This is a genomic window from Bradyrhizobium vignae, assembly GCF_900324035.1.
Classification (GTDB): domain Bacteria; phylum Pseudomonadota; class Alphaproteobacteria; order Rhizobiales; family Xanthobacteraceae; genus Bradyrhizobium; species Bradyrhizobium vignae.
This window is the reverse complement of record NZ_LS398110.1, coordinates 4,868,553-4,888,598: the sequence shown is the minus strand read 5'-3', so window position 1 is coordinate 4,888,598 and position 20,046 is coordinate 4,868,553. Positions and strand designations below refer to the sequence as shown.

At 64.1% G+C, this 20,046-nt stretch carries 20 protein-coding genes and 1 pseudogene; 13 read left to right on the top strand and 8 right to left on the bottom strand.

Annotated features, from left to right (window positions below; genetic code table 11):
* Positions 1-91: 91 nt before the first annotated feature.
* On the bottom strand, positions 92-328 hold the full coding sequence (locus BRAD3257_RS23885) for a hypothetical protein (RefSeq protein ID WP_162500332.1): 237 nt from the start codon (positions 326-328) through the stop codon (positions 92-94).
* A gap of 202 nt (positions 329-530) precedes the next feature.
* Between BRAD3257_RS23885 and BRAD3257_RS23880 the strand changes: the two genes are divergently transcribed.
* Both BRAD3257_RS23880 and BRAD3257_RS23875 read left to right on the top strand, forming a co-directional pair.
* Entirely contained in the window at positions 531-1,205 is a 675-nt protein-coding gene (locus BRAD3257_RS23880) for a response regulator (protein WP_122406733.1), read from the top strand.
* Between the two features lies 1 nt (position 1,206).
* Positions 1,207-2,658, top strand: a complete 1,452-nt coding sequence (locus BRAD3257_RS23875) for a sensor histidine kinase (RefSeq protein WP_122403868.1) — start codon at positions 1,207-1,209, stop codon at positions 2,656-2,658.
* 58 nt (positions 2,659-2,716) lie between these two features.
* Here BRAD3257_RS23875 and BRAD3257_RS23870 read toward each other — a convergent pair whose 3' ends face one another.
* From BRAD3257_RS23870 to BRAD3257_RS23850, 5 genes are all read right to left on the bottom strand, one after another.
* Positions 2,717-4,006, bottom strand: coding sequence for a M20/M25/M40 family metallo-hydrolase (locus BRAD3257_RS23870; protein WP_122403867.1), 1,290 nt, complete (start codon positions 4,004-4,006; stop codon positions 2,717-2,719).
* A 230-nt stretch (positions 4,007-4,236) separates the two neighbouring features.
* Positions 4,237-5,838 carry a TRAP transporter large permease gene (locus BRAD3257_RS23865; RefSeq protein ID WP_122403866.1) on the bottom strand — a complete coding sequence of 534 codons (1,602 nt, stop codon included), beginning with the start codon at positions 5,836-5,838 and terminating at the stop codon, positions 4,237-4,239.
* Positions 5,835-6,374: a TRAP transporter small permease subunit gene (locus BRAD3257_RS23860; RefSeq protein ID WP_122403865.1), complete on the bottom strand. Its 540-nt coding sequence runs from the start codon at positions 6,372-6,374 to the stop codon at positions 5,835-5,837. Before BRAD3257_RS23860 ends, BRAD3257_RS23865 begins: the two co-directional genes overlap by 4 nt.
* Positions 6,375-6,666: 292 nt before the next feature.
* Entirely contained in the window at positions 6,667-7,701 is a 1,035-nt protein-coding gene (gene moaA / locus BRAD3257_RS23855) for a GTP 3',8-cyclase MoaA (protein WP_122403864.1), read from the bottom strand.
* 308 nt (positions 7,702-8,009) lie between these two features.
* Positions 8,010-8,708 (bottom strand): HAD family hydrolase, encoded by a 699-nt coding sequence (locus tag BRAD3257_RS23850; protein ID WP_122403863.1) that lies wholly within the window; start codon positions 8,706-8,708, stop codon positions 8,010-8,012.
* Positions 8,709-8,864: 156 nt separating this feature from the next.
* On the opposite strand from BRAD3257_RS23850, the gene rpiA reads away from it, so the two are divergent.
* Genes rpiA through gor form a run of 3 tightly spaced genes read left to right on the top strand, consistent with a single transcriptional unit; the run spans position 8,865 to position 11,576 of the window.
* Positions 8,865-9,569 carry a ribose-5-phosphate isomerase RpiA gene (gene rpiA, locus BRAD3257_RS23845; protein WP_122403862.1) on the top strand — a complete coding sequence of 235 codons (705 nt, stop codon included), beginning with the start codon at positions 8,865-8,867 and terminating at the stop codon, positions 9,567-9,569.
* 11 nt (positions 9,570-9,580) lie between these two features.
* On the top strand, positions 9,581-10,132 hold the full coding sequence (locus BRAD3257_RS23840) for a DUF2059 domain-containing protein (RefSeq protein ID WP_122403861.1): 552 nt from the start codon (positions 9,581-9,583) through the stop codon (positions 10,130-10,132).
* A gap of 55 nt (positions 10,133-10,187) precedes the next feature.
* Positions 10,188-11,576, top strand: a complete 1,389-nt coding sequence (gene gor / locus BRAD3257_RS23835) for a glutathione-disulfide reductase (RefSeq protein ID WP_122403860.1) — start codon at positions 10,188-10,190, stop codon at positions 11,574-11,576.
* A gap of 161 nt (positions 11,577-11,737) precedes the next feature.
* Here gor and BRAD3257_RS23830 read toward each other — a convergent pair whose 3' ends face one another.
* Positions 11,738-12,877 (bottom strand): hypothetical protein, encoded by a 1,140-nt coding sequence (locus BRAD3257_RS23830; protein WP_122403859.1) that lies wholly within the window; start codon positions 12,875-12,877, stop codon positions 11,738-11,740.
* A gap of 720 nt (positions 12,878-13,597) precedes the next feature.
* Here BRAD3257_RS23830 and BRAD3257_RS23820 point away from each other — a divergent pair.
* The 6 genes from BRAD3257_RS23820 (at position 13,598) to BRAD3257_RS23795 (ending at position 16,953) form a co-directional block, all read left to right on the top strand.
* Positions 13,598-13,978 carry a nuclear transport factor 2 family protein gene (locus BRAD3257_RS23820; protein WP_122403858.1) on the top strand — a complete coding sequence of 127 codons (381 nt, stop codon included), beginning with the start codon at positions 13,598-13,600 and terminating at the stop codon, positions 13,976-13,978.
* A 422-nt stretch (positions 13,979-14,400) separates the two neighbouring features.
* Complete coding sequence (locus BRAD3257_RS23815) at positions 14,401-14,868, top strand: TerB family tellurite resistance protein (protein ID WP_122403857.1); 468 nt, start codon at positions 14,401-14,403, stop codon at positions 14,866-14,868.
* A 2-nt stretch (positions 14,869-14,870) separates the two neighbouring features.
* Positions 14,871-15,233, top strand: a complete 363-nt coding sequence (locus BRAD3257_RS23810; RefSeq protein WP_122403856.1) for a hypothetical protein — start codon at positions 14,871-14,873, stop codon at positions 15,231-15,233.
* Positions 15,230-15,868, top strand: coding sequence for a TerC family protein (locus BRAD3257_RS23805; RefSeq protein WP_122403855.1), 639 nt, complete (start codon positions 15,230-15,232; stop codon positions 15,866-15,868). The genes BRAD3257_RS23810 and BRAD3257_RS23805 overlap by 4 nt, the downstream gene beginning before the upstream one ends.
* 32 nt (positions 15,869-15,900) lie before the next feature.
* Positions 15,901-16,485 carry a TIGR00645 family protein gene (locus BRAD3257_RS23800; RefSeq protein ID WP_122403854.1) on the top strand — a complete coding sequence of 195 codons (585 nt, stop codon included), beginning with the start codon at positions 15,901-15,903 and terminating at the stop codon, positions 16,483-16,485.
* A gap of 204 nt (positions 16,486-16,689) precedes the next feature.
* Entirely contained in the window at positions 16,690-16,953 is a 264-nt protein-coding gene (locus tag BRAD3257_RS23795) for a hypothetical protein (protein ID WP_122406732.1), read from the top strand.
* 114 nt (positions 16,954-17,067) lie between these two features.
* Here the strand turns inward: BRAD3257_RS23795 and BRAD3257_RS23790 are convergent.
* A pseudogene (locus tag BRAD3257_RS23790) lies at positions 17,068-17,965 on the bottom strand (alpha/beta hydrolase family protein).
* A gap of 180 nt (positions 17,966-18,145) precedes the next feature.
* On the opposite strand from BRAD3257_RS23790, the gene BRAD3257_RS23785 reads away from it, so the two are divergent.
* Together BRAD3257_RS23785 and BRAD3257_RS23780 are read left to right on the top strand one after the other, a co-directional pair.
* Complete coding sequence (locus BRAD3257_RS23785) at positions 18,146-19,534, top strand: class II 3-deoxy-7-phosphoheptulonate synthase (protein WP_122403853.1); 1,389 nt, start codon at positions 18,146-18,148, stop codon at positions 19,532-19,534.
* A gap of 4 nt (positions 19,535-19,538) precedes the next feature.
* Entirely contained in the window at positions 19,539-19,892 is a 354-nt protein-coding gene (locus BRAD3257_RS23780; RefSeq protein WP_122403852.1) for a diacylglycerol kinase, read from the top strand.
* Positions 19,893-20,046 lie beyond the last annotated feature (154 nt).

The window sequence follows — 20,046 nt, the reverse complement described above, 5'->3', positions numbered from 1 at the left end:
CTGGTCGTCATCGGGTTCGCAGCCGGTCTGACGATGGTGCTCGAACACACGTTCTGAAGCCGCTACGCGCTGTTCGAAGCGCGGGGGTGATCTAACCCTTAAGGTCGTACTGCTTGCTGAGGTGATCGCCGATCTGAACCAGCATGGCGACACATTCCGGATAACCGGGCCGATCCGACGTGGCCTGATCTGCGCTGGCTCGAAACTCCCAGGAACTGCCGTCGCGAATGATGGAAATCGTCATTGTGTCGGGACAGTCGGCGTGAGCCTTCAACTCGGCCCTTGCCATTGCAATCAGCTCGCTTTCCGTTTTCAACGGTCTGCTCATGAAGCTCATCCTTTCGTCCTGGGGCCGAATTTGCTGGTCTGGTCAACCACTGGAACACATCTGATCGGCTGACATGAAGCTGACAAGATCTTGACTAGTCAACCGGCTGCTTTTTCACTGGCCCAAGCGCTCGGAATAGTGGAAGAGAGCGCCGATGCGGCGCACGCCGTACAATGACACCGGGCTGTCCGGCGGGACTTTGATGCGCCTTCTGATCGTTGAGGACAATGTCGAGCTGTCGCGGCTCGTTGCCGGCGGGCTGGCGGCGGCCGGCTATGAGAGCGACATCGTCGGCAGCGCGGCCGAGGCACGCGAGGCGGTGAGCAGTGTCAGCTATGCCGCGATGATTCTCGACCTTGGCCTGCCCGACGGCGACGGCCTGTCGGTGCTGCGCGAGCTGCGCCTCAAGATGGAGCCGCTGCCGGTGCTGGTGCTGACCGCGCGGGGCGGCGTGCAGGATCGCGTCAGCGGCTTGCGCAGCGGTGCCGACGACTACCTCGTAAAACCGTTCGCGATGGAGGAACTGGTGGCGCGGCTGGAGGCGATCCTGCGCCGGCCGGGCCAGCTGCTCGGCCGCTCGCTCAGTCTCGCCAACCTCGTCTACGACACCGAGAGCCGCCAGATCTTCGTCGACGACCAGCCGCGGATCATCTCCGCGCGCGAGACCTCGGTGCTCGAGATCCTGCTACGCCGGCAGGGGCGGGTCGTGCCGAAGAAGAACGTCGAGGACCACATCTTCGGGCTCGAAGGCGAAGTCGCTTCCAACGCGGTCGAGGTCTATGTCTCGCGACTGCGCAAGCAGCTGGCGGAACATGGCGCCAAGGTGGTGATCCACACCATCCGGGGCGTCGGCTATCTCATGACCGAGGAGAAATAGCGTGACCCAGCTCGGATCCGGCGCCGGGTCCTATGGCAGGTCGCCGACCTTCAAATCGCTGATCTGGCGCATCGTGTTCCTCCACATCGTTGCGGTCGCGGTGGTCGCGATCTTCCTGCCGCTGGTACTGTTCTGGCTGCTCAATTCCGAGATCAGCCAGCTGCATCGCGACGCCATGCGCGCCCAGGCCGAGGTGCTGGCGGAGCGCATCGTCGCGCAGCCGGACGGTACGTTGACCTTCAACCTGCCCGACAGCCTCAAGGGCCTCTATTCAGACGCCTATGGCCGCTACCAGTACGACATTCGCGACGCCGAAGGCCGGCTGCTGTTCTCCTCCCACCGGCGTTCTCCCGCGGTGGCGGCGCCGCGCTTGTCCGATACCATTTCCGGCGCCGGCGTCACCCGCGACATCGACGGCAAGACGGTGCGCATCCAGGTTGCCGAGGATCTCGCGCACCGCGACGTCATCATCGACGACATCGTCTCGAACTTCTTCCGGCGGGTCGGTTGGATCACCATCCCGATCCTCCTGGTCCTGCTTGCCACCGACATCATCATCTTCCGCCGGGCGATTGCGCCGCTGTGGAAGGCCTCGGAGGAGGCCAGCAATATCGGCCCGGCGCGGACCGACATCCGCTTGCCTACGGCACAGATCCCGCGCGAGATCCTGCCGCTGGTCACCGCCGTGAACCAGGCACTCGATCGCCTCGAGGGCGGCTTTCGCGTGCAGCGGCAGTTCACGGCGGACGCCGCGCATCAGTTGCGCACGCCGCTCGCGATCCTGCGCACGCGCATCGAGACGCTCGACGACCGTGCGGCACGACAGGCGCTGCATGCCGACATCGAAACCATGAGCCGCCTCGTCGCCCAGCTGCTGGAGATCGCCGAACTCGACACATTGGTGCTCGATCCCGGCGAGACCGCGGATTTGCGCGCCGTCTGCGCCGAGGTGGTCGGCTCGATCGCGCCGTTCGCGATTGCGCAGCACAAGGATATCGAGCTGAAGGGCACGGACGCACCGGTCGAGATCCACGGCAATTCCGAGATGCTCCAGCGTGCGATCTTCAACCTTGCGGAAAACGCCATCAAGTTCACGGCAAAGGACACCTCCGTCGATGTCGAGGTGCGCGAAGACGGTTCGGTGCGCGTACGTGACCACGGCCCGGGCATCCCGGAAGCCGAACGCGAGCTGATCTTCCAGCGCTTCTGGCGCGGCGACCGCCGGCGCAGCGACGGTGCGGGGCTGGGACTCTCGATCGTGCGCGCAGTGGCGGACGATCACGCGGCCACGGTTGCGGTGGAGAACCTTGCAGGCGGCGGTGCGGAGTTCACGCTTCGGTTCAGGTTGGTGAAGACGCTAAAGACTGTTGAGAAGAGCTGGCGCGGCAGTGACGCTACACCCTCTCGCCTTGTGGGAGAGGGTGGCGCGCCGCGTCAGCGGCGAGACGGGTGAGGGGTTCTTGCGTTCGCGCCACCTTCTCCCACAAGGGAGAAGGAAGAAAGCGCCGTCCCTATTTCAGCTTGCCGGTGGACAAGTCCATGATCATGCGCGTCGCCAGATACAGCCGCGGCACGATGCTGTCGAGCTTCACATATTCGGCATCGTTGGAGTGCGCGCCGAAGCCCGACAGGCCCATGCCTTCCACCACGGCTCCTTTGGACTGCAGCGCGGCAAAAGCCGCATCGGTGCCGCCGCCGGTCGCCTTCTCGTCCACCTTGAGGGATAGCCCGATCTCTCCGTAGACCGTCTTGCCATGGGCCGCCACCCGGCGCGAGGCCTCGTTGGCTTCGAGTGGCGGGCGTCGTACCTCGAACTTCAGGTCGACCCTGGAGTCGGGCAGCAGCCGATTCTTGATCTTGTCCTGCAGCACCTTCTGCAACTTGTCGAAGTCGGACACCTTGAGCGCGCGTGCATCAGCCTGGGCCGTGGCCTCGGCGGGGATCACATTGCGGTTGGTGCCGGCCTTTGAGACGGTCCAGTTCAGCTTCAGGCCCTGCTCGGGTTTGGACAGATCCTTCATCTGCAGCACCTGGTGCGACAGCTCGTACAGCGCATTCACGCCGCCCTCGGGCCGTGCGCCCGCATGTGACGACTTCCCCTGCACGGTGAGATAGGCCGAGCCGATGCCGCTGGTCGCGAGACGCAGCGTCCCGTCGGTGCCGCCGCCTTCGAACGAGAACACCACGTCCTGATCCGAGGCGAGGCGTGTGATGGTGCTGCGCCAGCCGGGGGAGGAGATCTCCTCGTCGCCGTTCGTGAGCACGGTGAGCGTGCCGTAATCCTTGAAGTTCAGCTTCTGCAGCAGGGCGACGGTGTGCAGAATGAGCGCGACGCCCTGCTTGTCGTCGGCAATGCCCAGGCCGTAGGCTTTGTCGCCCTCGACGCGGAACGGCTGGTCCTTCAGCATGCCCTTCAGGTACACCGTGTCCATGTGGGCGATCAGCATGATCTTCTTATCCCCCGTGCCCTTGAACACGGCGCGCACGGCCGGCCCGATCTTTTCGGGGGTGTCGTCGAGGCGATAGATGTCGGTCGGTTGCAGGATCTCCACCGTGCCGCCGAGCTGCTTGAGCTGACCGGCAACACGCTCGGCGATCTGGTTCAGGCCCTCGATGTCCTTGCTGCCGGATTCGATGTTGACGAGATCGCGCAGCGTGTCGAGCAGCGGCTGCTGTTCCTTTTGCGCCAGCGCATGGACATCGGCGATCGGCTCGGCATGCGCGACGGTGGCGGCACATGCCAGCCACAGCGAGGCGATCAACGGAGCGACGAGCGAGGGAACAGGGTGCGATCGGGGCATGCGCGGCGGTCCTTCGGTTGAAGAAGTAGCCCGATATGCCTGTGTTCGCGGCGCTTGTCACGCGCGGCGGTGCTGCACCCTCTCCCCTCGTGGGAAGAGGGTGGCTTCGCGATAGCGAGGCTGGGCGAGGGGTTGCCTACGCGAGTCGGACTGCGAGTCAAATGCGCGGAGAGAGGCCACCTTCTCCCACAAGGGGAGAAGAGGGGATCGGCGCTTGCTGGTAGAACCACCTACTTCTGCGGCGGGCCGAGATCCAGCGGCGGCAGCTCGATCTGCGGCACTTCGATCTTGACCTTGTCGAGATCGACGTTGAGCGGCTTGTCCAGGAGGCCCGTCACCACGGACGGGAAGATGATCACCAGCAGCACCATGATCAGTTGCAAGCCGATCCAGGGCACGGCGCCCCAATAGATGTCGGAGCTCTTCACTTCCTTCGGCGCGACCCCGCGCAGGTAGAACAGCGCGAAGCCGAACGGCGGATGCAGGAACGAGGTCTGCATGTTGACGCAGAGCATCACGCCGAACCAGATCAGGGCCGCGTCCGGTCCCACCACCGGCGCAAGGATCTTCTGCGCGATCGGCGCGATCATCGGCAGGATGATGAAGGCGATCTCGAAGAAGTCGAGGAAGAACGCCAGGAAGAAGATGAAGAGATTGATGAAGATCAGGAAGCCCCAGACGCCGCCGGGCAGCGAGGTCAGGAGATGTTCGAGCCAGACGCCGCCGGAGACGCCGAGAAACACCACCGAGAAGCAGGTCGACCCGATCAGGATGAAGGTGACCATGCAGGTGAGGCGCATGGTGGACTGGTAGCCCTGCGTGATCAGGTCGCGCAGGTCGGGGATGCGCGCGGCACGAATGCAGATCCACGCGATCGCCAGATAGGTCACCGCGAAGGCGATCTTGAAGATCAAGTTCTCGCTGTACAGGATCGCGACGATGGTGCCGATGCCGGCCGCGATCACGCCGATGAGCAAAATCTTGTTGTCCGTCGAGGAGAAGTCCTTGTGGTGGATCGCGGCGAGCACGATCGCGCCGACGGCGCCCATCGCGCCGGCCTCGGTGGGCGTCGCGAGACCCATCATCATGGTGCCGAGCACGACGAAGATCAGCACGGCCGAGGGGATGATGCCCTTCAGACATTTCTTCCACAGCGCCCACCCGGTCAGCGTGCGCGCCTCCAGCGGCACCGCCGGCACATGGCCTGGCTTGATCAGGCCGAGAATGAACGTGTAGCCGGCGAACAGAACGATCTGGAACACCGAGGGGCCCCAGGCGCCGAGATACATGTCGCCGACCGACTTGCCGAGCTGGTCGGCGAGCACGATCAGCACCAGCGAGGGCGGCACCAGCTGAGTGATGGTGCCGGAGGCCGCCAGCACGCCGGTGATGTAGCGCATGTTGTAGCCGTAACGGATCATCACCGGCATCGAGATCAGCGCCATGGCGATCACCTGCGCCGCCACCGTGCCGGTGATGGCACCGAGAATGAAGCCGACGATGATCACGGAATAGCCGAGGCCGCCGCGGACCGGGCCGAACAGCTGGCCCATCGAATCCAGCATGTCCTCGGCGAGACCGCATCTCTCCAATATGGCGCCCATGAACGTGAAGAACGGGATCGCGAGCAGGAGCTCGTTCGACAGCACGCTGCCGAACACGCGGCCGGGAATGGCCTGAAGGAAGTTGAGGTCGAAGAAGCCGAGATGGATGGCGAGGAAGCCGAAGGAGAGGCCGACCGCGGCGAGCGTGAATGCCACGGGGAAGCCGATCAGCATCGCCAGAACCAGGCCGCCGAACATCAAGGGCGGCATCATCTCCAGCGTAATCATTGGGTCGGCCTCTCGTACTTGGCGTCGATCGTCACATAGCCCTGGAGAGCCGCGATACGCTTGATGACCTCGGAAACGCCCTGGATCGCCAGCATCACAAAGCCGGCGGGGATCACGAACTTGATCGGCCAGCGGATCAGGCCGCCGGCGTTGGCCGACATCTCGCCGACACTGTAGGCCTGCATGAAGAACGGCCAGGACAGATAGGCGAGCAGGAGGCACGAGGGAATCAGGAAGAACAGCGTGCCGATCATGTCGAGCCAGAGCTGACCACGCTCGGACAGGACCAGATAAAAGATCTCGACCCGCACATGTTCATTGCGCTTGAAGGTGTAGGCCGAGCCGAACATCACGAGAATGGCGAACATGTACCATTGCAGCTCGAGCCAGCCGTTTGACGAGTCGTTGAAGGCGTAGCGGATCATGGCGTTCGCCGCGCTAACCAGGCATGCCAGGAGCACGAGCAGGTTACAGACGTACCCAATCTTTTCGTTGAGGGCGTCAATGGCGTTACTCAGCGCCAGCAATGGACGCATCTTACTCTCTCTCTCCGTCGCGGCCTAATACTTCACCGGGAGGCTTCAGCACGTATCGCTCGGCTCGCGTGCAAAAGGCACACGACCACACGGATCGCATTCCGAAGCGATTGCAGCGTCAGTCCTCCCCTCGCGCCTTGCCGTCTTGACCGCGACCGCCAACGGGCGGGCCGGCTTATGTTGCCGGGCAAGCAAAGGCGGTCGCACCAAACCAGCGGGTTCACGTGCCGTCAATCGGAAAATGGACAAATTGACGCGTCAGCAGCGGCTTAGATGGCGGCTGGCGAATCCCTCAGCCGCCGGTGACGCTCATGTGCCTGGAGACGCTGGGACGGTCATGGCGGCGGTCGATGATGAAATCGTGGCCCTTGGGCTTTAGTCCAATGGCGCGGTCGATCGCATCTGCAAGCAGCAGATCGTCGCTCGATGCACGCAGAGGTTTGCGCAAGTCCGAGGCATCCTCGTGGCCCAGGCAGGTGTGCAGCGTCCCCGTGCAGGTGATGCGCACCCGATTGCAGGATTCGCAGAAATTATGGGTCATCGGCGTGATGAAGCCGAGCTTGCCGCCGGTTTCGGCGACGCTGACATAGCGGGCCGGACCGCCGGTGCTCTCGGCCAGATCCGTCAGCGTGAATTGCTGGGCGAGGCGGGCACGCACCAGCGACAGCGGCAGATACTGGTCGATCCGGCCCGAGCCGATCTCGCCCATCGGCATCACCTCGATCAGCGTCAGGCCCATGCCCTTGCCGTGGGCCCAGCGCATCAACTCGGGCAATTCGTCCTCGTTGAGGTTCTTCAGGGCTACGGCGTTGATCTTCACGGCAAGTCCTGCGGCGCGTGCGGCCTCGATGCCCTCCAGCACCTTGTCGATCTCACCCCAGCGGGTGATCTCGCGAAACTTCTTGGGATCGAGCGTGTCGAGCGAGACGTTGATGCGGCGGACGCCGCAATCGGCGAGCTCCCGCGCGTGTTTCGCAAGCTGGGTGCCGTTGGTGGTCAGCGTCAGCTCGTTCAGGGCGCCGCTCGAAAGATGCCGCGACAGCGAGCGCACCAGCGTCATCACGTTGCGGCGGACCAAGGGCTCGCCGCCGGTGAGCCGCAGCTTCTTCACCCCCTTGGCGATGAAGGCCGAGCAGAGCCGGTCCAGTTCCTCCAGCGTCAGCAGGTCGGCCTTGGGCAGGAACGTCATGTCTTCCGACATGCAGTAGAAGCAGCGCAGGTCGCAGCGGTCGGTGACGGAAACGCGCAAGTAGGTGATGGTCCGTCCGAACGGATCGGTCATCGCGCTCGATAGCGCGGCGCGGGGGCTCACGGAAGGTCCGTTCATACCAAATGCCTTGTCACTTGCGGCGACGGGCGCACTTTTCAGCGGTGCGGTCGACGCAATCTAAGCATCGGACGCGGCTAGGACAATCGGCTGGTGTATGTAACTCAGCGCTTGCCTGCATTCGGATCGGGGAAGGGCGAGCTGGCTGCGGGTGCGGCTCGCCCCCGCTAACGCAATCGCGATGACACGACGCATGAACCATCCACATCTACTGCGGCGAACCGCCACATCCCCGGGCCGACCTTAGAAGTGTCGTTTGGGGCAAGCAATTGGCGCGCGGCGCATAGATAATAACCCAGTAATATCAGTTAGTTGTAGGAAGTCGCCATCAGATCGATTGCGGCCGCCGGCAGGTCGCGCATGTGATGGATCAACCGGTCCGGCTTCAGCTCGGCAATCGGCACGTCGGTGTAGCCGAAGCTGACCCCGATCACGGGAACCCCGGCCCGCCGGGCGACCCCGACGTCGGTTCCGGCATCGCCGACCATGATGCTCGCCTTCACATCCCCGCCGGCCCGAGCCACCGTCTCGCGAAAGATGGTCGGATCGGGCTTCTGGACGCCAAAGGTATCGGCGCCGCAGATCGCCGCGAAGCGCCGGCTGAGGTCGAGCTGGTCCAGCAGACGCTTGGACAGCCATTCCAGCTTGTTGGTGCAGACCGCGAGGCGATGGCCCTGCGCCGCGAAATGATCGAGCGCGGCCTCGAGCCCATCGAAGGGGCGGGATTCGACCGCGATATGGTCGGCATAATAGGCGATGAAATCCGCCGTCATCCGGTCCATGTCGGCGGGGGTGACGGTGCGGCCCTCGGCCTCCAGCCCTCGCTCGATCAGCTTGCGGGCGCCTGCGCCGATCATGTTGCGGGCCGAGGCCATCGGCACGGGCGGCAGGCCTTCGCGGTCGAGCACATAATTCAGCGCGGTGATCAGGTCGGGCGCCGTATCCACAAGCGTGCCGTCGAGATCGAAGACGATGGTGTGCGGGCGCGTCTTTTTGAAGGAGGTCATGATCCAAGCGCTACCGGCCCGGTCGCATCCGCGCAAGGGGCGGGCCCATAAGATCGCTTTATAGGCCTGTTCCCGCGGGAAAAACGAGGCTACATAGGCCGCCGAAAGCGGCCGCGATCGGCGGCGTATCCTCCGGATTCAGAGGCGGGCGCACACGTGAATATGGACCAGTTGAAGCGGCAGGCTGCTGCGCGCGCCCTCGAGGAGGTTCGTGACGGCATGCAGCTCGGGCTCGGCACGGGCTCAACGGCCAAACATTTCGTCGAGCTGCTCGGCGAGCGCGTCGCCGCCGGGCTCAAGGTGGTCGGCGTGCCGACCTCCGAGGCGACGCGGGCCGATGCGCAGCGTTGCGGTGTGCCACTGACGACGCTGGACGAGATCGACCATCTCGACATCACCGTGGACGGCGCGGACGAGATCGATCCCGAGCTCAATCTGATCAAGGGCGGCGGCGGCGCGCTCTTGCGCGAGAAGATCGTGGCGGCCGCCTCGGATCGCATGATCGTGATTGCCGACGACAGCAAATGGGTGCCGACGCTCGGCAAGTTTCCGCTGCCGGTCGAGGTCATCCCGTTCGGCCTCGGGGCGACGCGCCGCGCGATCGAGAAGGCATTTGCGGACTGCGGCGTTTCCGGGCAAATGGCGGTCCGCAATGCCAAAGACGGCCACGTTTTCGTCACCGATGGCGGCCACTGGATCGTCGATGCCCAGCTCGGACGTATTGCGGATCCCGCCAGCCTCGCCAAGGCGTTGAGCGCGATCCCCGGCGTGGTCGAACATGGATTGTTCATCGGCTTGGCCAGCTCGGCCGTTCTGGCGGGCGGCGAGGGAATCCGCGTGATTGAACGGCGAAAGCCCTAAGGAGACTAGGAATGAAGAGCGTTTTGAAATTGTTGCCGGCCGCGACCTTTGCTGCTGGCCTGGCCGTCTCGGCGGTCCCGGCGATCGCGCAGCAGCCGGCGCCGGCCCAGCCCAAGGCGGCCGCCGCGCCGGCCCAGCCGAAAGCCTCGCCGGCGGCGATCGCAGCGGCCAAGGAAATTTTGCAGATCAAGAACGCTACGGCGATGTATCAGGGCGCCGTGCCGGGCCTCGTCGAGAAGACCAAGATCGCGCTGACGCAGCAGAACCTCAACTACCAGAAGGACCTCAACGAGGTCGCGCCGATCGTGGCCCAGCAGCTCGCCGGCCGCCAGAACGAGATCGGCGAAGGCATGGCGCAGATCTACGCCAGCGAGTTCACCGAACAGGAGTTGAAGGATCTCGTCACCTTCTACAAGTCGCCGCTGGGCAAGAAGCTGATCGAAGCCGAGCCGCGCGCCATCGGCCTCAGCATGGCCTTCATGAACTCCTGGGCCCAGAACTTCTCCGAGACCGTGATGGGCGCCTTCCGCGCCGAAATGCGCAAGCGTGGCAAGGAGATCTGACAGTACCTATCTGATCAGAATCCTGATCATGCTCTAGGAGAGGTCGGAGTGGACTATGGCTGAATTCGACGTCGATCTCTTCGTCATCGGTGGCGGCTCGGGCGGTGTGCGTGCCGCCCGCATTGCGGCCGGTCATGGTGCCCGCGTGATGGTCGCGGAAGAGTACCGCATGGGCGGCACCTGCGTGATCCGCGGCTGCGTGCCGAAGAAGCTGTTCGTGATCGGCTCGCATGTCCGTCAGGAACTCGAGGACGCCGCAGGCTTCGGCTGGACCGTTCCGTCCGCCAGCTTCGACTGGCCGACGCTGATCGCCAACAAGGACAAGGAGATCGCGCGGCTGGAGGCGGCCTACACCGCCAATGTCGAGAAGTCGGGCGCGCAGATCGTCAAGAGCCGCGCGGTGATCGAGGACAAGCATACCGTCCGCCTGCTCGAGAACGACAAGAAGATCACTGCAAGATACATCCTGATCGCAACCGGCGGCGCGCCGAACCATGGCGCGGCGATTCCCGGCATCGAGCACGTCATCTCCTCCAACGAGGCGTTCCACCTTGCGAAGCTGCCGAAGCGGATCGTGATCCAGGGCGGCGGCTATATCGCGCTGGAATTCGCCGGCATCTTCGCCGGCTTCGGCTCCGACGTCACCGTGATCTATCGCGGCGACAACATTCTGCGCGGCTTCGACGAGGATGTTCGCACGCACGTGCGAGCCGAGATGGAGAAGCAGGGGATCACGATTCTCACCGGCTGCACGGTGACGAAGGTCGAGCGCCAGGGCGAGGGCTTCACCACCCATCTGTCGAACGGTTCGAGCCTCGCCTCGGACCAGGTGATGTTCGCCATCGGCCGTCATCCCAACGTCGCCAATCTCGGTCTGGAGAAGGCCGGCGTCACCATCAACCCGAACAACGGCGGCATCGCGGTCGACCATTTCTCCAGGAGCTCGGTCGACAGCATCTATGCCATCGGCGACGTCACCCATCGCTTCAACCTGACGCCCGTCGCGATCCGCGAGGGCCATGCCTTCGCCGACACCGTGTTCGGCAAGCGCGAGGTGAGGGTCGATCATGCCAACATCCCGACCGCGGTGTTCTCGCAGCCGGAAGTCGGCACGGTTGGCCTGACGGAAACCGAGGCGCGCGCGCAATACAGCCACGTCGACATCTACAAGACGACCTTCCGGCCCATCAAGGCGACGATGTCGGGCCGCGACACCCGCGTGCTGATGAAGCTCGTGGTCGACGGCGCGACCGACCGCGTGCTCGGCTGTCACATCGTCGGCGACTCTGCCGCCGAGATCACGCAAGCCGTGGCGATCGCGGTGAAGATGAAGGCGACCAAGGCGGATTTCGACGCGACGATCGCGCTGCATCCGACCGCGGCCGAAGAGCTCGTCACGATGCGCATCCCGACCGCACGCCACGTGCGTCAGGCGGCGGAGTAGGGCTATCGTCCGCCGGACGAGCTCGGCCTGCATGGTTCGAGACGCCCGCTGTGGCGGGCTCCTCACCATGAGGGTCTAAGATTTCGCCGCAAAACACGACTTCATCCTGAGGGCCAGCCGTAGGCGGGCGGCTCGAAGGATGGCCGCAACGAGATCCGCGCCTACCCGTACAGATACCCGACCGGCTTGCCTTCGGTGCGCAGGGGGCGGACGTCCTTCTGCGTGATGATCTGACCGGCGAGGCCGTCGATCTCGTCACGCTGCGTCGGTGTCCAGCTGCGCAGCTCGTTCATGCCCTTGAGCAGGCCGAGACGGAGGACCTGGGTATTTTCGCCGACACCCGTGAGGCTGATGGACTCCTTGCCTGCGGTCACAACGTCGCCGGCGGAAAGCTCGAAGCTCTCGCCGGCCTTCTTTTGAAATTCGGCCGTGCCGCGAATGACGCGGTAGATCACGACCTCTCCCCTGGCGAAACAGGCCGCGTCCGCGGCGACCGACGTGCTCTTCGGCAGCAGCGACCGACCGCGCGGGTCTGTCGCGATGATGTGGCCGGTAACGAGATGACCGCTGGGAATCTCGATGCCGATGTCGCGCACGTAAACCGGCATCGCCGATTTGACCGCGCCACCGGCGAGCGGCTTGAACACCGCGTCCAGCGCCAGGGGATCCTGCAGCCAGAAGCCGGCACCGGCCGGTCGGTTGTGCAACGGATGGCTCCAGGCCACACGTGGTGTCTCGGCCTCGTTGATCTGGTCCGGACCGACGATGGTCGGGTTGGGAAAGGTGGTGGGATCGGTGATGAAGGCTTCGAGGAATTTGCCCGAATAGCCCATCGAGATCGGATCGGGCACCACGGTCTGCGGCGTCTTCAAATTCTCTTCGGTCGACAGGCCCGACCAGGTGTAGAACAGCTGCCGGTGCACGATCGCGCTTTGCAGCATCACCGCGCCAGGGCCCACATTGTAGAAGCGCCCGTCATAGTCGAAGGTGAACGCGCCAGAGGTGACCAGCACGAGCTGAAAGCCGCCCGGTGGCAGATGCAGATGGAAATCAGTGGGGCCGGTGTCGGCCCGGTAGATCGGCAGATTGGTCGCGACCTCGTGCAGGAGGAAGGTCTCGTTGTTGGCGTGAAAGCCTTCATTGGCGCGGTTGTACAGCGCCTGCGGCCGGTACGTTGCCTCGAATTTCGCATCGCGGTCGCGATCGATCGCCACGAAATCCTGATCGTTGAGGCGCAGCCGCGCGCCGTTCGGATGGGCGAGACCGGTGAATTTGAGGTCTCCGGCAGCATGCACGTTCATGGCATTCTCCGATCTGAGGCCGTTCATCCCGGAGCTGGGCGCGCGCAACTTGCCGCTCCTTATCGTGGCGGGGCAGGGAATTGGCCTGATGCCGTCTTGCGAATTTTAGGCCAGTCGGAGCGCTGCAGGCTCGCCGGCTCCATGCGGCGCGAAAATAATCGAGATTGCACCTGAGGTTAGGCAACAGGGGGCGCCAACATGCCTGGCCTGTCCGTGCCAACCGCATGTGGGTGGAGCGACTGATCTTGTCTAATTTGTCGGCATGTCCTGCAAAGGGCATGCAGCCGCGCCGGTTGCAGCGACAGGCAAGTGCCGACAGCTCAACGTCTGACGCGGTTCATTCGAACGATCGACGGACGGTGCCCTCGGGCTTGCCGAACGGGCTATCGGTCCACTTGGCCATGTCCAACGCGCACGCGTCGAACACTTCGCACCAGAGGCAGCTCAGCTCCGGGCGGCCTTTGGCCGCCAGCATCGGGACAAGCGCGTGGCCGCCGCCGCCTGCAGGATGTGATGCGATTCATGCGCTTCTCCGCGATCGTCGAGTTCAGGAAAGGCATTTTCGTTGCCGAAGCTTGCGCGGACGCTATGAGGGCGCGCTGCGCCCCCTCGGAAGCGCTTGTCGCTGAGAGCGTCGCACTTCATCGTGACACGGTTGCGATGTCGCCGTTTTGCGCGGCTCCGGTGCTAAGATGGGAGACGTCGAGATCGGAGGTCGAGATGGACGATCACGCCACGCGAGCTGCGCTTCAGCGCCATTGGGACGCCTCGGACGCAAATGATTTCGAGGCCGAGCACGACATCTATTGCGAGGATGCGATGCTCGATTATCCGCAATCGGGCGAGCGCATTCATGGCCGCAGGAACATCCAGCAGAGCCGTTTCGTGCAGCCGAACAGGAAGCGCTTCACGGTCCGTCGGATCATCGGCGGCGGCGATCTCTGGGTGAGCGAGTTCATCCTGAGCTATGACGGGGTGCCGTCCTACGTCGTCAGCATCATGGAGTTCCGCGACGGATTGGTCGCGCACGAAACGCAATATTTCGGCGACCGGTTCGATCCGTCGCCGTCCCGTGCACATCTTGTCGAGCGGGTGAATTGAAGGAGTGACGCCTGTCGGCCATGTTGCGTCGTTGCGAGCGCAGCGAAGCAAATCCAGAGTCTTTCCGCGGAGGGATTCTGGATTGCTTCGCTGCGCTCGCAATGACGCTGTTGAAACAGGTGTGCGCGAAAACCACGCTCTCTTGCCCCGGGCGCAGCGCTTCCAACACGGAACCGATGCGGCGGCTGGTCGCAGTCGTATCGCCTTGATTCCGACAGACCCGCCGTTATCTCTGGGACGAACAAGAATCCGGGCCCCTCTGGCGAGGACGCCGACAGATGTCGGCAAACCTCGTGATGTCGGATGACCTGTCCCGCGCGAATGCGATGGATCGGCCGATTGTCGGGCCCCTTTTCGTTCCCTCCGACCATTCGTCTCCATCGCAACTCCGTGCGGCCATTTCGCAAGTTAAGGGAGCTACGATGTCTGACGCCAAAACCTCACATCCGATCGAGATCGCGGAGCCGTTCAGCCTGAACGAGCAGGCCGCGGTCGCGCTGGTGATCGTAGGCGCGCTGGTCGCGGTTGCCGACCGCCGCGTCTCGCCGGTCGAACGCGACGAGGTGGTTCGTTTCATCCGGGATCGCAAGCTGGCGCCGCACATGTCGGACGAACGGCTCTGTGCGATGTTCGATGAACTCGCCGAACGGCTTGCAGAACCGGATTTTGCCAATGTCGTGATCGACACGCTGCGGCCGGTTTCGAATCTGCCGCTCTCGTCCCATCTGATGGAGCTGTCGGAGCGCGTTGCCGCCGCAGATGAGGACGTACATCCCCACGAAGTGCAGGCGATCAAATTGTTGCGCTTGCTGACGCTGGTGCTGCCGCGCGCCAAGCCGGTCGTGCCGAGCGCGGCGCGCGCCGAGCTGCAGGCCGCCTTGAAGGAGTAAGCATGAGCACGGTTTCGGACGGGCGCACCACGGAAACCGAGGGCACCACCGGCCAGATCGCCGGTGGAGACCCGCGCCTGGCCAAGCTCGTCCGCCGTCTGCCACCGCGCATGGGCGACACATTCACCTATCTGCTCAAGCCGTCCAGCCGCTGGGTCAGGATTCCCTCGGGCACGCTGCTGGTCGTCGGCGGTGTGCTCTCCTTCCTGCCGGTGCTCGGCGTCTGGATGCTGCCGCTCGGCCTCGCGCTGCTCGCCGAGGACGTGCCTGCGCTGCGCTCCTCCCGTTCAAAGGTCTTCGACTGGATCGAGCGCCGCAAGCCGCATTGGCTTGATCCGTCGGCATCGAAGAATGATCAAACATGACTGAATTCATCACTCCCGAGGCGCTGACCGCGCTGTTCCAAGTCGTCCTGATCGACCTCGTGCTCGCCGGCGACAACGCCGTCGTGATCGGTCTTGCCGCGGCGGGTCTGCCGGCCGAGCAGCGCCGCCGGGCCATCGTCGTCGGCATCATCGCTGCGACTGCGCTGCGCATCGTCTTTGCCGGCATCGCGACCCAGCTCCTGCAAGTGATCGGCCTGCTGCTCGCCGGCGGCGTGCTGTTGCTCTGGGTGTGCTGGAAGATGTGGCGCGAGCTGCGCGAGCAGTCCGGGCATTCGAGCCAGCTCGTGCTCAGCCATGGCGGCGGCGCGGATGCTGCGCCGGTGCAGCGAAAGACTTTCGGCCAGGCGGCGGTGCAGATCGTCGCGGCCGACGTCTCGATGTCGCTCGACAACGTGCTCGCAGTCGCGGGCGCTGCGCGCGAGCATCCCTACATTCTCGTCTTCGGCCTGTTGCTGTCGGTTGCGATGATGGGCATCGCCGCCGATCTGCTCGGCCGCGTGCTCCAGAAGCATCGTTGGGTCGCCTATGTCGGTCTCGCCATCATCATTTACGTCGCGTTCGAGATGATCTATCGGGGCTCGCTCGAGCTCGCGCCTGTCATCGCGAGTCTCTGAGACGCTCGCCTGTCTGCAATCCGGAGTGATCAATGACGTCTGAACTCAAAGCACCTTCGGCGCTGGCCGCGCCGCAGCCGCCGATTGGCCTGTTTCCGAAGCTGATCTTCGGCTCGCGCTGGCTGCAATTGCCGCTCTATATCGGCCTCATCGTCGCGCAGGCCGTCTATGTGCTGTTGTTCTTGAAGGAGCTCTGGCATCTGGTCGCGCACTCGTTCGACGCCAGCGAGCAGCAGATCATGCTGGTCGTGCTCGGGCTGATTGACGTCGTCATGATCTCGAATCTGCTGGTGATGGTGATCGTCGGCGGCTACGAGACGTTCGTCTCCCGCCTGAACCTGAGTGGGCATCCAGACGAGCCGGAATGGCTCAGCCACGTCAATGCCAGCGTGCTCAAGATCAAGCTCGCGATGGCGATCATCGGCATTTCCTCGATCTCGCTGCTCAGGACCTTCATCGAGGCCGGCAATCTCGGCACCACGCGGAGCAATTTCACCGAGACTGGCGTGATGTGGCAGGTGCTGATCCACATGACCTTCATCATCTCGGCGATCGGCATCGCCTGGGTCGACCGGCTCAGCGAGAGCGGCCATCGCAAGGAGGCCGGCCACGGCTGATCAACCCGGCCGCCTGAATACCTCCCGAGCGGCCAATCCTGGAGCTCGCCTGATCGTCCGGTCGGGCGGGCTCTCTTTCAAGATCGATAAAATTGTCGGCAATCGGTCCAGCGGCGGCAAACGCTGAGGACAAGAAGCACGGCGCTTTAAACCAGAGCTTTGGAACCGATCGGCATCCTGCCCGCAAAAGGGCAGGGCATCAGCATGTCAATTTTCAGGGAGATCGTCGCAGCGGTCGCGGGAGTCTACGCGCTCCTGTTCGTCTGCGACACATTGTTCGGGACCGGCGAGACGCGCTTCGACGACGCCTATTACAGTGCCAGCTTCTATGCGCCGGGGCCGAAGGAATTTCGTTTTGCGAGCGACACGCCGCCGGCAGTCCGCGTCAGCGACGCCTTCGCGCAGTTTGCGCCGGGTGACGCCAAGCCGAACAGGCGCTACTCGTCGATGACGACGATCATTCGTTAAAGAATGACGAGTTGCGGCTCGGTCGATTTGCTCGGTTCACCTCTCCCTACGCGAGAGGTGGACTCGCAGCTGGCATCGATTCAACCAAAATTGGTCCTCGCTGGCGCCCCAGGGTCATTCCCCCTGGATCCATTCCGCGAGGCCGCGCCACAGCGTGTCGCGGTGCTCGGGGCGGAAGAAGCCGAAATGGCCGATGGCCTTGGCGCCGATATCGGACGGTTTTACCGTCAGCACCTCCGGCTTGGTTGCGGTGAATCCGCTCGCGAGCAGCTCGACCGCGGGACGCGTGGCCCAGGGATCGTCGGAGAAGCATAGCGCGCGCAGCTCGCCCTTGAACTTGGTGAAGTTCTCGAGGGCCGGCAGTTTTGAATCGAAGAGATAGCGCGGGCTCGAGACCCACTCGGCCCACTGCAGGAACACGCCCTTTGGGCAAATCCTCGCCAACACCGGCCCAGCCCGGCGCGTAACCGAGCGCGTGGGCCAGCGGCACGCCAACAAAGTTCATGAAGGCGTAGACGCGGTATTTCTCCGGCGAAGTCATCAGCCGCCAAGTTGCCGCTTGCGAAGCCACGAGCGCGGCGCGCGAGACGTCGCTGTTGTTCGCGATCAGCCCGAGCGCCTGACCGCCGAAGGAATGGCCAACATAGGCAAGCGGCAGGGCGCTATAGCGCTCGCGCATCCAGCTGACCGCGGCAGTGACGTCGAGCGCGGCCCAGTCGGACATCGAGGCCTTGAAGCCGGCCAGCGATTTCGGCTTGTTGTAGCCGACCATCGCCGGCGGCCGGGAGTCGCCGATGCCGCGATAGTCGTAGATCAGCACCGCGCAGCCCCGATGGGCGAGGTAGGAGGCAAAGCCCCGATAAATCTTGCGTGGCACGGCGGTCGCTGAATTGATCAGGACGGCGTGGCGCTTGACGCCGCGCGGCAGGAACAGGGTGCCGGTCAGCGCATAGCCGTCGGTTGCCGGAAAGCTGATTTCGTCGATGAAAACGTCGTCCAGTGCCGCGCCCATGGGCAGAAGCTGTCCTGCCAGTTTTCTTAGCCATCCCCAGCAAATGCGAATTTGGCTTTCGCCGCAAGGGTTGCGGTGCGAAATGGATTTACAACTGGCGGCCGGGAGCCAGCCTGTGTATAAGGCGACCCTCGCAACCCCTAGATCAGGTTGTACTTTTTGCTTCACGGAGAGATTGCGATGTCCGAGCGGTGGACGCCCGAGTCCTGGCGCAGCAAGCCGGTTCTACAGGTGCCCGATTATCCCGACGCCAAGGCATTGGCCGACGTCGAGGCGCAGCTTGCGACCTTTCCGCCGCTGGTGTTCGCGGGCGAGGCGCGCAATCTGAAGAAGGCGCTGGGCCGCGTTGCGGCCGGCGACGCCTTCCTGCTCCAGGGCGGCGACTGCGCCGAGAGCTTCGCCGAGCACGGCGCCAACAACATCCGCGACTTCTTCCGCGTGCTGCTGCAGATGGCGGTGGTGCTGACCTATGCCGGCGCTGTCCCCGTGGTGAAGGTCGGCCGCATCGCCGGCCAGTTTGCCAAGCCGCGGTCCTCGCCGACCGAGAAGGTGGGTGGCGTCGAGCTGCCGAGCTATCGCGGCGACATCGTGAACGACATCGCCTTCACGAAGGAAGCGCGCGTGCCGGATCCGCAGCGCCAGCTGATGGCCTATCGCCAGTCGGCGGCGACGCTGAACCTGCTCCGCGCTTTCGCCACCGGCGGCTTCGCCAATCTCGGCAGCGTGCATCAATGGATGCTCGGCTTCTTGAAGGATAGTCCGCAGTCCCGCCGCTACAAGGAATTGGCCGACCGCATCTCGGACGCGCTCAATTTCATGCGCGCCTGCGGCCTCGATCTCGAGAGCCATCCCGAGCTGCGCGCCACCGATTTCTACACCAGCCACGAGGCACTGCTGCTCGGTTACGAGCAGGCCCTGACCCGCGTCGATTCCACCACCGGCGACTGGTACGCGACCTCGGGCCACATGATCTGGATCGGCGACCGCACCCGCCAGCTTGATCATGGCCACGTCGAATATTTCCGCGGCATCAAGAACCCGATCGGGCTCAAATGCGGCCCGTCGCTCAAGCCGGACGAGCTCTTGAAGCTGATCGACGTGCTCAACCCCGACAACGAACCGGGTCGGCTGACGCTGATCGGCCGTTTCGGCTCCGACAAGATCGGCGAGCATCTGCCGAACATGGTCCGCGCCGTGAAGCGCGAGGGCCGGGTGGTGGTCTGGTCGTGCGATCCCATGCACGGCAACACCATCACCTCGACGTCGGGCTACAAGACGCGGCCGTTCGACCGCATCCTGTCCGAGGTCAAGTCGTTCTTCGCGATCCACGCCGCCGAAGGCACCCACGCCGGCGGCGTGCATCTGGAGATGACCGGCAAGGACGTCACCGAATGTCTCGGCGGCGCCCGCGCGATCACGGACGAGGATCTCAACGACCGCTACCACACGGTCTGCGATCCCCGCCTCAATGCCGAGCAATCCATCGATATGGCTTTCCTGGTCGCCGAGCTCCTCAAACAGGAGCGCGCCGGCAAGGCGCAGCCGATTCCGGCCGCAGCGGGGCTCTAAGACCTTGCTGCGGATTTGGAAGGCCACGATCAATTCCCGCAACGGTCTGGCCTTTGCGTTCCAATCGGAGCAGGCCGTCCGCGAGGAGATCTTTGCGCTGCTGCTGTCGGTGCCGCTCGCCTGGTTCATCGGCGCGACCGCGATGCGCGCGGTCGAGCTGGTCTGTGCCGTCGCCTTCGTCCTCGTGGTCGAGCTGCTCAACACGGCGATCGAAAAGCTCGCCGACCGGTTGACGATGGATCACGACAAGCAGATCGGGCGGGTCAAGGACATGGGCTCGGCGGCCGTCGGTGTCGCGCTGCTGATGGCCGGCGCGTTCTGGATCTTTGCCGTCGTCGAGCGGTTGGGGTTCCTGTAAGACGCGGAGATAGTCGATTGAGCGTCGGTGCCCGAGGCTCCTTCACCTCTCCCCAACGCGGAGAGGTCGATTTGCGTCTCGCGATGTGCATCGTCGAGCGCAACGCGGGTGAGGGGGCGTGGGTCCCACGAGAGACCGCAATCCCTCACCCGGA